Raw genomic sequence first — 13,138 nt, forward strand, 5'->3', positions numbered from 1 at the left:
CAGAGGTCATCTGCTCTGGGAATGAATAACTTTGCGCTATCTAAAATTCTAAAAATATTTGCAGGTATGTCAGGTTTTTTTTATGTTTTTTAACAAAATATGTAACCTTACGAAGTGGATTTTGTAGTACCAAATTTTATCCGTAGATACTCCGTAAATCCAAGTAATTATTGGGAAGCTCTACTTATTTGAACCAATCATCAATTCCATCGTGGGCATGCCCATATTACCCAGAACCAAGGGTGCTGCGACCGCTAACTTGGAATTGATAGAGGTGCCCTATTGCTCGTGATTGGCAGGTGACGAGGGGGATTCCCAACCCTGACCTCCGGGTTTTTACGGAGAGCGGCGGCTGTACCCCGTCCCCCTGGCGGCTGTGCTATAGTGAATCCAATTGCTTACTATATCGCCCTGATACAATGCTGGAATTGGCGACCCTGGGTTTATTGCGGCGGGAACCCCTGCACGGCTATCGCTTGACCAAACTGCTGGAATTATTTATGGGCAGTTGTATCAGCGTGAATTACGGGGCAATCTATCCCCTATTGCGGCGGTTGGAACAGCGGGGGCATATCAGCAGTTTGTCTATACAAAAAGGGGGGGCGGGCCCCAGCCGGGTGATTTACCAAATTACGCCCCAGGGGCGGGAGCGGTGGTTAGCATTAATGTTAGAAAAGCACCGGGAAAGCTGGGTCAACAGTCGGGCACGGTTTATGGTGATGTTGTGTTTCTTTGGGGATTTGACCCCCGAACAGCGGTTGTTGCTGTTGGGGCATCGGTTGGAGCAATGCCAAACCCGGTTGACCCATTTGCAGGCGGAGGAAACCCAGGGGTTGTTTGCCGATCACTACCAGCAGGCGGCATTGCAACGGGCGGTGCGGATGGTCGAGGAGGAATTAGCCTGGGTGCAGGAGTTAATTGACACGGAACCGACCCTGGAACCGGTTGCCCTCCAGGTGCAGGGATGATGTTGCAACGACTGCCTTTGCCCCGCCAGCGGTGGGTGTGGGTGCTCCTGGGGCTGTTGGTGCTGGGGGGAGGTTGGTTATTCTACGACCGTTTTTTGCGGATTCTGCTGGTGGTGATTCGGCTCAAACCCCAGCCCTCGCCGGTGGTGGTGACCCGTCCCCAGGTGCAGAGGGTGGCGGAAACCTCTGATTTTGTGGGTCGGTTTGATTCCCGTCAATCGGTGACGTTGCAACCCCGGATCAGCGGGCAGGTGCAGGAAATTTTGGTGCAATCCGGGGCGACGGTACAAGCCGGGCAACTGCTCCTGCGGGTGGATGCCGCCCAAGAGCAGGCGCAGGTACGCAATCAGGAAGCCGCGGTCAAAAATGCCCAGGCGGAGGTCACGGCGGCGCGGACGGATGTGCAGGCAGAACGGGCGACCCTGAAAGCGGTGCAAGCCAATCAAGCCGCACTGTCGGCGGATCGGCAATTAGCCCGTCAGGAGTACCAGCGGTTTGAGCAATTGTACCGGGAGGGGGCAGCCAGCCAGCAGGAATTAGACCAGCAATTATTTCGTTTGCGTGCCGCTGAAGCCCGTCTGGAGCAGGCGAAAGCCCAGGTCAGCACCCAACAGTCCGCCATCGCCAGGGCAGAGGCTCGTTTGGTGCGGGCGCAAGCCAGTTTATCCCAAGCCCAAGCCAGTTTATCCCAAGCCCAGGCTAATTTAGAGAACTACATGATTCGGGCGCCTTTTGCCGGTCAAATTGGCAACATTCCCATCAAAGTCGGGGATTTCGTCACCACCAGCACCCCCCTGTTGACCCTCACGGAAAACCAAAACCTGGAACTCAGCCTGGACATTCCCCTGGAGCGGGCGGCGGATTTACGCCTGGGTTTGCCGGTGCAGTTGCTATCTCCCCAGGGGCAGGTGATTCAGACTGGGAGCGTTTTTTTCATTGCGCCGACGGTCAACACCCAGAGCCAGACCGTGCAGGTGAAAGCCGCCTTTGCCAATCCCGCAGGTCGGTTTCGGAGCGACCAATTTGCCCAGGTGCGGGTGGTGTGGGCGACCCGACCAGGGTTGGTTGTGCCCGTGACCGCCATTTCCCGGTTGGGCGGGCAAAATTTTGTCTTTCTCGCCAAACCCTTTCGGGAATCCGGGTGCAAAAGTGCGGTTTTACCGAATCCGGGTCCCCCCCCCCAGCTTCAGCCCACCGATTGGGTTGCCGTCCAGACCCAAGTGCAATTAGGTAAAATCATCGGTAACACGCAGGAAGTGTTGAGCGGCATCACCCCCGACAGCCGCCTGATTCCTACGGGGATTTTGCAGTTAAATAACTGCACCTGGATTACGGAACAAAAACCCGTTGCTCCCACACCCCCATCATGATCTTTTCTATTGCTAATTTTTTCATCCGCCGACCCGTTTTTTCTACGGTTTTGTCGGTGTTTATTCTAATTGTGGGTGCCGCCTGTATTCCCACGTTACCGGTTGCCCAATACCCGAATGTTACCCCCCCGCAAATTGTGGTTACGTCCCGCTATGTGGGTGCCAATGCGGAGGTGGTCGAATCCACTGTTACTAACCTTTTGGAACGGGAATTAAACGGCATTGATGGGCTGAGATATATCAAATCCACCAGTGCCAATGATGGAACCAGTAATATTGCCCTCACTTTTGACCTAGATCGGAATCAGGATATTGTGGCAACGGATGTACAAAACCGGGTATCGAGCGTCCAACCCCGCCTACCGGATTTAGTCAATCGCACGGGGATTCAAGTCACCAAAGCCAACAGTAGTTTTTTATTAGCCATTGGGCTATATGCGGAACCAGATGCGAATGGCAAAGACCGCTACGATGATATTTATTTAAGTAACTATGCCGACCTATACATTACGGATGCCCTGAAACGGATTAAAGGCGTAGAAAATGTGCAGATTTTTGGGGAACGCCAATATGCCATGCGGATTTGGCTTGACCCCTTGAAATTAGCCGCCCGAAATCTCACGCCTCAGGATGTGGTGCAAGCCATTCGGGAGCAAAATTTGCAGGTGGGGGCGGGACAAATTGGACAGCCGCCGGTGCCCCCTGGACAGGAATTTCAATACTCCGTAACGGCGCAGGGACGGTTAGCGAATGCTGAGGAATTTGCCAAATTGGTGATCCGCACCGAACCCAATGGTTCCCTGCTCCGGCTCAAGGATGTGGCCCGGGTGGAATTGGGGGCGGAAAATTACAGTTCGATTCTGCGATTTACGTCCGATGATGGGGTGTCCCACCGGGGGGTGGGTTTGGGCATTCGGCAACAGTTGGGCAGTAATGCTTTAGCGGTTGCCAAACAGGTCAAAGCCCGGATGCAAGAACTGCAAAAAAGTTTTCCGCCTGGATTGAAATATGAAATTGCGTTTGATACGACCCTATTTGTGGAAGCCGGTACTCAGGAAGTCATTACTTCTTTAATTTTAGCTATCTTTTTAGTGGTTTTGATTATTTTCCTATTTTTGCAGAATTGGCGGTCGGCGTTGATCACGTCTATTGCTATCCCCGTTGCTTTGGTGGGGACGTTTATCTTTGTGAAAATTTTTGGGTTTTCGATCAATACCCTCACCCTGTTTGGTTTAACCCTGGCAACGGGTTTGGTGGTGGATGATGCAATTGTGATTGTTGAGGATATTACCAAACGTATCCAGGAAGATGGGATGGCTCCCCTACCGGCGGCGATGGCTTCGATGGATGCCCTATTTGGGGCGGTGATCGCCACATCAATTGTGTTAATTACGGTGTTTGTGCCGGTGGCTTTTTTACCAGGAACCACAGGGCAACTCTACCGCCAATTTGCCCTCACCATTGCCTTTGCGATTACCATTTCCACGTTCAATGCCATTACCCTAACCCCGACTTTAGCCGCCCTTTTAATCCGTCCCGGACAAGTTCCCAATCACTTTGTCTTTCGCTGGCTGAATCAACGTTTGGAAGAATTGCGCCAGAATTATCGGGAAAGTTTGCAAGGGGTGGTGCAACGAAAAAATGTTATTTTGGCATTGTTTTGTCTGGCTTTGGTATTGACCTACGGAGCCTATAATCTGATCCCCAAAGCCTTTTTACCCGATGAAGACCAGGGCTATTTTATTACCGTTGTGCAAGCCCCCCAAGGGGTATCCCTGGAATATACGGAGCGGGTGTTACAAAAGGCGGAAGCCATCCTCAAAACCCAACCGGAAATTCGCAATATTTTTGCGGTGGGGGGCTTTAGTTTTAGTGGGGCAACGCCGAATGTGGGGTTAATTTTTGCCACCATGCGTCCCTGGTCAGAACGGCCTCGGCCCGAACAATCCGTAACTGGGGTGATTGGTGGCTTTTTCCCACCCCCGGCCCGGGGTTTATTCCCGCAATTTTTGGGAATTAAAGAGGCGGTAGTGATTCCTTTTTCCCCCCCAGCAATTAGTGGTGTGGGCAATTTTGGTGGTTTTGAATTTCATTTACAGGATCGGGTGGGTCTGGGTCTATCCGTGTTGGGGGAAACTCTGGATCAATTTCTGGAGGCGGCCAAAAAATTTCCTAATCCCGACCGGCCGGTCTTAACCCGACTGCGGGCGGATTTCAGTGGTAACACGCCCCAAATTGAGGTGCAGGTGAATCGGGAGCGGGCAAATGCCCTAGGTATTAAGGTGTCCGACATTTTCAACACCTTACAAACCCTGCTCGGTTCCACCTATGTGAATGACTTTAATCAATTCCAACGCACCTATCGGGTGTATGTGCAAGCGGACGGTTCATTCCGCACCAATCCGGCGAACCTCAATCAATTTTATGTGCGCTCTCAAAACAATCAAATGATTTCCTTGGGGAATCTAATTACGGTTCGGCAAATTACAGCGCCAGCGGTGATTAGTCATTTCAATTTATTCCGTTCGGTGGAAATCAACGGGGTAGCCAGTCGCGGCAAATCCTCTGGGGAGGCTATTCAAGCCTTAGAAACGGTGGCACAGCAAGCCTTACCGCGGGGATTTGGTTACGAATGGTCGGGGTTATCCCTAGAGGAAATTGAATCGGCGGGGCAGGCGATTGGCATTTTTGCGTTGGGGGTTGTATTTGTATTTTTGACCTTGGCCGCTCAGTATGAAAATTATATTGATCCATTCATTATCATGCTGACGGTGCCCCTGGCGGTATTGGGGGCATTAATGACTGTCTTTTTGCGGGGATTGACCATTGATGTTTACACTCAAATCGGCTTTGTCATGTTGATTGGGATGGCGAGTAAAAATGCCATTTTGATTGTGGAATTTGCCAATCAATTGGTGGCGGAAGGTTTGGGGATCACCAAAGCGGTGTTGGAAGCCTGTCGGGAACGTTTGCGACCGATTTTGATGACGGCACTTTCTACTTTGATCGGGGCATTTCCCCTGTGGATGGCGACGGGGGCAGGGGCGGCGGCACGGCGTTCTTTGGGTACCTGTATTGTTGGCGGGATGGGGATTGCCAGTTTACTGAGTTTATTCATCGTTCCGGTGCTGTACATTGTCATCAAAAATCTGGAAGCCCGATACCTTAAGCGGGTTCCCCCGGTTTAATCATCCGAGTTTTGCGATAAATTTTGCTATGATAGTAATCCTGCGGGCGATTAGCACAGTGGTAGCGCACTTCCTTCACACGGAAGGGGTCACTGGTTCGAATCCAGTATCGCCCATACGAGCTTTCCTCCATTTCATCGGGATTTTCCTGGATGCCTCTGTAAGTACGGGTTGGGTATGGTTGGGGTTATTTGAGGCAGTTTAGAGCTAAAATTGGGCTATCTGCTTTTGATGTCATTCTGGCAAAATATCGCCCGGAACCGTAGCTTCAAATGATGCCCACGAGAACAATTTGGGCGCAAGATTGAGGAGCCACAGGGAGTGCAACGCAGGATGATGAATTGCGCCAATGCCCATGAGATAAAGTTTTTGGGGAATTGCCCCCCTCCTTTGCCCAGGGAGTTAGCGGCACCGACTTGGTTAGCAATGTATCATGGGCAACGGATTATGCTATTTGTAGTTATTTTATAATAACAAATAATATTTGGACAGCACTACCAGTGGTGTAAATAAATTAAATTTGATAAATTAGATAACGAGGTAATTCTACGGCGTTGGTGACTGCCAATAATGTTTTGTGATCTACAAGCCGCGCCTGAGGGAACCAAGCACTCCAGTGGCAGTAAACCGGGCGCTGTACCCGGAAACTTTATATTGGGGATAACGGTACCCACTTGATTTTTTGCGGTCCAAAACTGAGGTAAAACGGCACCGTGGAATCCTCACTCACTTTTGGGAACCTCTATTTATTTGAACCAATTCGTTGGCATACCCATATTCCCCAGAACCAAGGGAACCCCTAACTTTGAATTGATAGCGGTGCCCTAAACTCAGTTAGGATTGCTATGATTTAGGCTTTCCTGGATTGAGGGGATAATTTTTTCTAATCAGAGAATGTGGCTAAGGTTCTCACCCGCAAATGATTAATTAAAAAAATTCAAAAAGTCATCAGCTCGTCTCTTGGGAGTGCCTTGGAGTGCTACTCTTCAATTTGCCAGGGCTGGTTCAGGTGTTCGGGGTCAAGCAGGCGGGGGGGACGCACGGCCAAAATCAGCCGCCCCAGTAGGGGGCAACCCGGATCATCCCCAAACCACTTGAGGGTCACTTGCCCATTCTCTGATACTAAAAAATAATGCTCCGCTTGCCATTGGGTAGCTTGGCGGTCCACCACCAGTAATACGGGTTCGGCAATGCCAATTTCCCCCGGCAGTTGGTGGGTGAGCAGGGCAAGCGGCTCCTGGGCGGAACGCAAAATTGGCCACCCCGGTAAGGCCACCACCTGGGGCGCACCCGTGACGTGGCCAAAGGGGGGCTGGGTTTGGGCAACGGGTGTATCTTCCCAAACTGACACACTTAGGGGCAATTCCCCCACCAGGGTCAGGATCAGGGGTTGCTCCAGGGCGGATTCTAACCGATACCAGGGCAGGCGGGGAGGGGTGGGCAGGGTTTCCCGGTGCTGGGGGTCGAGGAGTTGTTCCAGAGCCGTTCTCGCTGCTTCCGTGTGGGCAAAACTCAAGCCCCGGGATAGGAGACGTACCCGCTCTGGGCTGGTGGGTTTTTGCCGCAGAAGTCGCCAGCATTGGAAAGCCACCGCATCCCCCGGATGGTCGCTAAAATTCGGCGGTACCCGGTATTGGCTCCGTTCCTTGATGGCTTTGACGACCTCTCGGGTGGCACTGGCGTCCAGGCGTTTTTCAGCTACAAATCGGGCGCAGGCGAGCCGTTGGGTCTGGGACAATAGCCGCAGTTCGTAGAGGAGGTCACTGCCTTCGGTGCGGAAATAGTCCTGCACTTGGGCATCCTCCAGGGAGGCAAAGACTTGGCTGGCGACAATCAGTTGATTTTGGGTGCTGGGTTCCAGTCCGGTTTCTTCAAAAATGGCTTCGGTACGCCACCCGGCTTTACTCAGGTGTTGACAAAGTTGCCCCCAATCCACCCAAGTACCTTCTCGCCGCCGCAGTTGTTGCAACCATTGTTGGTGCTGTTCGGGGGTGGAGTCACTCATCCGTCGGTTCTAGCTCCTCGTCCAGGTCTTCGCTGGTGGGGGCAGTGGTCGGGGCAATCACCGCACCGGCTTCCAGTTTTTGCCGCACCTGCTGGTCAATGGTGTCCCGGATGGCTGGGTGTTCCTCCAGGTATTGCAGGGTGTTTTCCCGCCCCTGACCGATGTTTTCCCCCTGGTAGCTGTACCAGGCACCCTTGCGCTTGACGATCCCCACCTGCTCGGCAATATCCAGGATACAGCCCGCCTGGGAAATGCCTTTGCCAAACACGATGTCAAATTCCGCCAACCGAAACGGGGGGGCGACTTTATTTTTCGCCACTTTTACCTTGACCCGGATGCCAAATTCCTCCGTGCCCTTTTTCAGGGTTTGGATGCGGCGAATGTCCAGCCGCACCGAGGCGTAAAACTTGAGGGCGTTGCCGCCGGTGGTGGTTTCCGGGTTGCCGTAGGTGACACCAATTTTTTGCCGCAGTTGGTTGAGAAAAATGACGATACAGCCGGTTTTGCTGATGTTGCCGGTAATTTTCCGCAGGGCTTGGCTCATCAGCCGGGCTTGCAGACCCATGTGGGAATCGCCCATATCCCCCTCAATTTCCGCCTTGGGCACCAGAGCCGCCACCGAGTCCACCACGATGATGTCCACTGCCGTTGAGCGCACCAGGGAGTCCACAATCTCCAGGGCGGCTTCCCCGTGATCCGGTTGGGAGACCAGCAGATTTTGCACATCCACCCCCAGAACTTCGGCGTAGGCGGGGTCGAGGGCGTGTTCCGCATCCACAAAGGCGGCAATCCCCCCCCGTTTTTGCACTTCAGCGACCGCATGGAGGGCGACGGTGGTTTTCCCAGAGCTTTCCGGGCCGTAGATTTCCACCACCCGTCCCTTGGGCAGACCGCCTCCCAGGGCTAAATCCAGGGTCAAGGCGCCGCTGGGGACGGTTTCCACCTTGATCCGGGAACCATCCCCCAAACGCATGATCGCCCCTTTGCCAAAGGTTTTTTCGATCTGTTGCATGGCAAGGGTAAGGGCTTTTTGCTTGTCTTTTTGGCTGTCGTCAGTGGGAGCGGCGGGCATAGGATTCCATTCGGTTAGGTTAATGTCTCTTTATTTTACGCCGCCTGGGGGGGACAGATTTCGGTGACCAGGTCGGTTTCCCGTGCCTGCATGGCTTGGATGGCATTTTGCAGGACAGTGGCGAGGCTCTCCCCCCGTGCCATCTGCGCCAGCCAGCGTTGGGCTTCGTTGCCCTCGGCGAGGATGGTGCGTAGGGGGGACAGAAAACAGCTAAACCCGTACTGCTTGGCAAGGGGGGTCACCTGTTCAAGTAATTCTGCGATCCAGTCCCGTGCCCGCACACTCTGCCCGGTTTGCCAATGGGTGAGTACACTGTCTAAACTGTGTTGGGCGGCTGTTTGGGCGTTGGTCTCGCTCTGCACCCGCAGTTCCTCCGCCCGCAGTCGGGGGTAGGGATGCCCGCAGAGGGGGTCGAGGTTGGGGTTGCGTAAAAGTTGGTACAACCGGGCTTCCAGCAGGGCGGTGATTGCCAGCAGATGCACCGGGTCGCTGACCAGATCGCAAATCCGCAGTTCCAAGCGGTTCAAATCGTAGGGGCGGCGGTTGCCGTTGGGGCGCACGCTACTCCAGAGATGGCGCACGTTTTGCATGGTGCCCGCCTGGAGTTGGGTTTCCGTCCACTGGATGAAATGCCGGTGGCTGAGAAACAGGGGCACATGGGGGGGGGTGTGGGGAAATTGGTGCCAACGGGTGCTGTGCCAGCCCGTGATCCGCCCGTCCAACCAGGGGGAAGCGGCACTCAAGGCTAAATACAGGGGGGCTTCCACCCGCACCAACCGACAGGCACGGATCAGGGTTTCCGGGTCGTCAATGCCGATATTGATATGCACGCTGGCGGTGACCACCCGGGTGCCATAGGTTTTCTGAATATAGGTGTGGTAGGGGTTGCCGGGGTCAGAACGTAAAAACACCGTACTGTCCCCCAATGCCAAGGTACTGCCGGGGATCAAGGTATAGTTGCCCAAGGTGCGTAGGTATTGGCGCAGGTGTTGCCGGGGTTGCACCAAATCGCAGAGCAAGCGTTCGTACCGTTGCCGGGGCGGGGTCGTATATTCCACGTTGCGCCGGTCCGGTTCCCAGACAAAGCCGGGCAGGTGATGCACAATTTGATCCGCTAGCCCCACCACCTCCCCCTGGGGCGTGCCGGTGTAGAGTTCGATTTCAAAGCCTTTACACAGCATGGGCTGGCACCTTCTACACTAAAAGCCAGGGGCATGAGCATCCACAAACCCCTTCTGATTATAGGAGCAAAGGGCAAATGGGCTGGGGCAAATTCGCCGGTGCTGGCTTGAGCGTTTGGGGGGTCTATTCCGTCTGGCGGCGCCACGCCAAGGTGTATCAAAATACCTGGTTGGTGAATAGTTTACCGCCTCTGTCGGAACCGATTATTTACCTGTTGAGCTTTGGTTTTGGTCTGGGTCCCTTGATCCCTGGGTTGATCTACCAGGGACGAGAAGTAACTTATCTGCAATTTATTGCCCCGGGGATGATTGCGGTGGGGGTTTTATTTCAAAGTTTTTTTGAAGGTGCCTATGGGAGTTTTATCCGTCTGCAATTTCAAAAAACCTGGCAGGCTTTGCTCACCGCTCCCCTCACCTTTACGGAAGTGTTTTTGGGGGATTGGCTGTGGGCGGCGACCCGGGGCACTTTGGCGGGGTGTACGACGGGCTTGGTGGTGGTACTGCTGGGTTTGTATCCCCCCTTGGCGTTGGTTTTGTCCTTGCCGTTGTTGATTTTGGGTGCCCTGTTGTTTGGCGGCATCGGGCTTTTAACCGCCGGTCTGGTGCGGACGGTGGATCAGATCAATGTGCCTATTTTTCTGCTGGTCGTGCCCATGTTTGCCCTTTGTGGCACCTATTTTCCCCGGGATAATTTACCCCCGCTTTTGGGTGCCATTGCCCGGTTTTTACCCCTGTCGGCCCTGATTGACCTCCTGCGTTGGCCCTTGGCGTGGCCAGGGTTTGCACCCATCTTGCTCGCCTGGTTGCTCCTGTGGGTGATGGGGATGGGGGGCTGGGCTTGGCGGGTTATTCATCCCCAGGTGTATCGGTAGCCGGATCAGTAACCTTCTCCATCGCCACCCGGAAGGCATAGGGAAATACGGGCTGGCCGTTGCGGTTGATATAGCCCCATTCATTGGCAAATTTCACCGGTGCCATCCCCTCCCGAAAGGATTCCGCATTGGCAAACTGGCAAGGGATCACCATCTGCCCCGTACTGTCAATGTACCCCCATTTATCCCCCTGCCGCACCAACGCCATCCCCTCGCTAAAATACCAGGCTTCATCATAGGCATAGGGAATGACCAGATGTCCCTGGGGATTGATATAGCCCCAACGGAATCGCCACAGCACCGGTGCCAAACCTTGCACAAATTTCAGAGCCTGATGAAATTGCGCCCCGATTTGCCACTGCCCGCTGGTGTTGATATAACCCCAAAAACCATCCAGATTGGCTGGTGCTAAACCCTCATGAAACGGTTGCACCCAGGTGAAAAATTCCCCAATCACCACCCGCCCCTTGTCATCAATAAAACTCCAAGAATTGCCCTGTTTGACCCGAGCTAAACCATCGGAAAAACTATAGACATTATCAAATTTCAAAGGGATGACCAGGCGACCAACCCGGTTCACATAGCCCCATTTATTACCCTTTTTAACGGCGGCTAAACCCTCTCGAAAATTTAATACATGGTCAAATTGACAGGGCACCACCACCTGCCCCGATTTATTAATAAAACCCCAGTGCTGACCATTATTTACCCCAGCCAATCCCTCGCTAAAATCCACCGCCCTAGCAAACTGGAATGGAATAACCGTATTCCCTTTTTTGTCAATAAAACCCCACTTTTCCCCCAGTTCCACCGCCGCCAAACCCTCGCTAAAATTGCGGGCATCCTGATACCTCAAAGGAATTACCAAATTTCCCGAATGGTCAATATACCCATGCCAAGACCCCTGTTTAACCCCGGCCCGCCCGTTGACAAAGGGTTGCGCCGCATCAAAATGCAAGGCTAAGGGGGGACGACGGTGTTCCACATAGGCCTGCCCCGCTGGTATCATTCCCAACAGACAGAAAACAGTTGCCAAAAATACCAACCAAAACCGGTGGCGGGAGCGGAGCGTACGCATTTTGGTGGCGGAGAACTGTGAATTTGTAAATTTTTTAATTATCCCCACACCCCACCCCAACCCGTCGAGTTTTATTACAAATAATTTACATTGAACACCCGTTAGCCCTTGGCCGCCTGGAGGAGCGCCGCCGTTACCGCCAAACTTTCTTGGAACAGGATATTTTGCTGTCCCCAGCGTTGGATTTGCTGTCCCAGCAGGGTTTCGGCGGGAATATCCCGGAGGGTACTCACCTGTTCTACCCGGCAAAATTGCGCCTTGCCACCCCCTTCCAACCGCATACAGCCCGTCGTTTCGGAACACAAGACCGTACAGCAATTGGCATCCGGCTGAGCCGAATCCAGCCGCAGACCGATCAAATCCCCCACCACCGAGCCGACATCCGCCAAGGGTAAGCCCGCCAGTTCCGTTTTGATTTCCTGTCCCTCCGGGGAATGGCAAATGATCCGATGAATCTCGTAGTCGCCGGATTCCAGGGTGTAGGACTGGGGCACCCAACCGAGCCGACTAGCCAGCCAACCAAAAAAGAGCAGGGCTTGGGTCGGATTTCCCTTTTCGTAGTCAATCACCACCTGGTCAATTTTGGGTAAATCCACCCGGCGGTCGGGGGGGTCAAAGGCGGCGGCGGTCAATTCTTGCCAAATGCTCAACCGACTCCAGTTCAAGTCCGCCAGGGGGATATTGAGATTGAGCAACTGCCACAAATCCAACAAACCCCGTTCCGGTTGGGCAAAGGTCGCCGAATCCACCAGCACCCGCATTCCCCCCCGTTCCCGCAGATGAATCAACCCCTGGAGCAACACATCCTCCGGGTCAGGGTGGGCTTGCCACCAGAGATAGGTGGGTAAATCCCCGATCAGCAGGGCATTGATCAAACCCAAGGAACGCTCCAGGGCGGGGCGGGAACCGGTCAGGGTAATGTATTCACAGCAGATCAAATTGCTTTGCCCCCGTTTCTGCATCGGGCAATAGGCCGCCACCCGTGCTTCCAGGGGTGCATCGGTCGCTAGTTCCTGGGGACGGAGATGGATCACCCGGCAGGGATTTTGTACCGCCAAACCCTCCACCGAGGGAGCAATCTGCGCCGCCAAGTCTGGGGATTCATAGACCACCAAAGTAAACGTCGCCGCCCGTACCGCCCGGGGACCCGCATCCCCATCCCCGTCCACCCCCAGCCAAATCTGCCCCAATTCGGATTCAATTTCACTCAGGGACACATCTTTGGGGGCTTGGAGTGCCACCACTGCTTCGGTCGTCACCATTGCCACTACCCTCCCAAGGCGATGGATGCCTACTCATGCTAAAAAAACTCTGGCACCACTGAACCGAATTTTAAGATCAGCTACAGGTTCTCGGAATCCAGAGATGGTCGGACAGCCCTAGGTATCGGGGATCAGTGGTTCT

General features: G+C 53.9%; 9 protein-coding genes, 1 tRNA gene and 1 other RNA gene. 6 read left to right on the forward strand and 5 right to left on the reverse strand.

What is annotated here, in order from left to right:
• Positions 1-299: 299 nt before the first annotated feature.
• The 5 genes from MLD66_RS06510 to ssrS all read left to right on the forward strand — a co-directional run bounded on the left by MLD66_RS06510 (position 300) and on the right by ssrS (position 6,250).
• Complete coding sequence (locus tag MLD66_RS06510; RefSeq protein ID WP_247216196.1) at positions 300-968, forward strand: PadR family transcriptional regulator; 669 nt, start codon at positions 300-302, stop codon at positions 966-968.
• Positions 965-2,338: an efflux RND transporter periplasmic adaptor subunit gene (locus tag MLD66_RS06515; RefSeq protein WP_247216198.1), complete on the forward strand. Its 1,374-nt coding sequence runs from the start codon at positions 965-967 to the stop codon at positions 2,336-2,338. The genes MLD66_RS06510 and MLD66_RS06515 overlap by 4 nt, the downstream gene beginning before the upstream one ends.
• The gene (locus tag MLD66_RS06520; RefSeq protein WP_247216200.1) at positions 2,335-5,526 is read left to right on the forward strand and encodes an efflux RND transporter permease subunit; all 3,192 of its coding nucleotides are present in this window, start codon (positions 2,335-2,337) and stop codon (positions 5,524-5,526) included. Before MLD66_RS06515 ends, MLD66_RS06520 begins: the two co-directional genes overlap by 4 nt.
• Positions 5,527-5,570: 44 nt before the next feature.
• Positions 5,571-5,642: transfer RNA gene (locus MLD66_RS06525), tRNA-Val, on the forward strand.
• A 424-nt stretch (positions 5,643-6,066) separates the two neighbouring features.
• A non-coding RNA gene (ssrS, locus tag MLD66_RS06530) (6S RNA) lies at positions 6,067-6,250 on the forward strand.
• Positions 6,251-6,505: 255 nt separating this feature from the next.
• Here ssrS and raf1 read toward each other — a convergent pair.
• The 3 genes from raf1 to gshA are packed head-to-tail and all read right to left on the reverse strand — an operon-like array spanning position 6,506 to position 9,784.
• On the reverse strand, positions 6,506-7,531 hold the full coding sequence (gene raf1 / locus MLD66_RS06535) for a RuBisCO accumulation factor 1 (protein WP_247216203.1): 1,026 nt from the start codon (positions 7,529-7,531) through the stop codon (positions 6,506-6,508).
• A complete protein-coding gene (gene recA / locus MLD66_RS06540) occupies positions 7,524-8,603 on the reverse strand; it encodes a recombinase RecA (protein WP_247216213.1) in 1,080 nt (359 codons plus the stop codon). Before recA ends, raf1 begins: the two co-directional genes overlap by 8 nt.
• Positions 8,604-8,638: 35 nt before the next feature.
• Positions 8,639-9,784 carry a glutamate--cysteine ligase gene (gene gshA, locus MLD66_RS06545; protein ID WP_247216216.1) on the reverse strand — a complete coding sequence of 382 codons (1,146 nt, stop codon included), beginning with the start codon at positions 9,782-9,784 and terminating at the stop codon, positions 8,639-8,641.
• A gap of 77 nt (positions 9,785-9,861) precedes the next feature.
• On the opposite strand from gshA, the gene MLD66_RS06550 reads away from it, so the two are divergent.
• The gene (locus MLD66_RS06550) at positions 9,862-10,656 is read left to right on the forward strand and encodes an ABC transporter permease (protein WP_247216218.1); all 795 of its coding nucleotides are present in this window, start codon (positions 9,862-9,864) and stop codon (positions 10,654-10,656) included.
• On the opposite strand, the gene MLD66_RS06555 is transcribed toward MLD66_RS06550, so the two are convergent.
• Both MLD66_RS06555 and MLD66_RS06560 read right to left on the reverse strand, forming a co-directional pair.
• Positions 10,631-11,734: a WG repeat-containing protein gene (locus MLD66_RS06555; RefSeq protein ID WP_247216219.1), complete on the reverse strand. Its 1,104-nt coding sequence runs from the start codon at positions 11,732-11,734 to the stop codon at positions 10,631-10,633. The genes MLD66_RS06550 and MLD66_RS06555 overlap by 26 nt on opposite strands.
• 101 nt (positions 11,735-11,835) lie before the next feature.
• A complete protein-coding gene (locus MLD66_RS06560) occupies positions 11,836-12,996 on the reverse strand; it encodes a glucose-6-phosphate dehydrogenase assembly protein OpcA (RefSeq protein WP_247216221.1) in 1,161 nt (386 codons plus the stop codon).
• Positions 12,997-13,138 lie beyond the last annotated feature (142 nt).

The organism is Synechococcus sp. C9 (assembly GCF_022984075.1).
Lineage (GTDB): Bacteria > Cyanobacteriota > Cyanobacteriia > Gloeomargaritales > Gloeomargaritaceae > Gloeomargarita.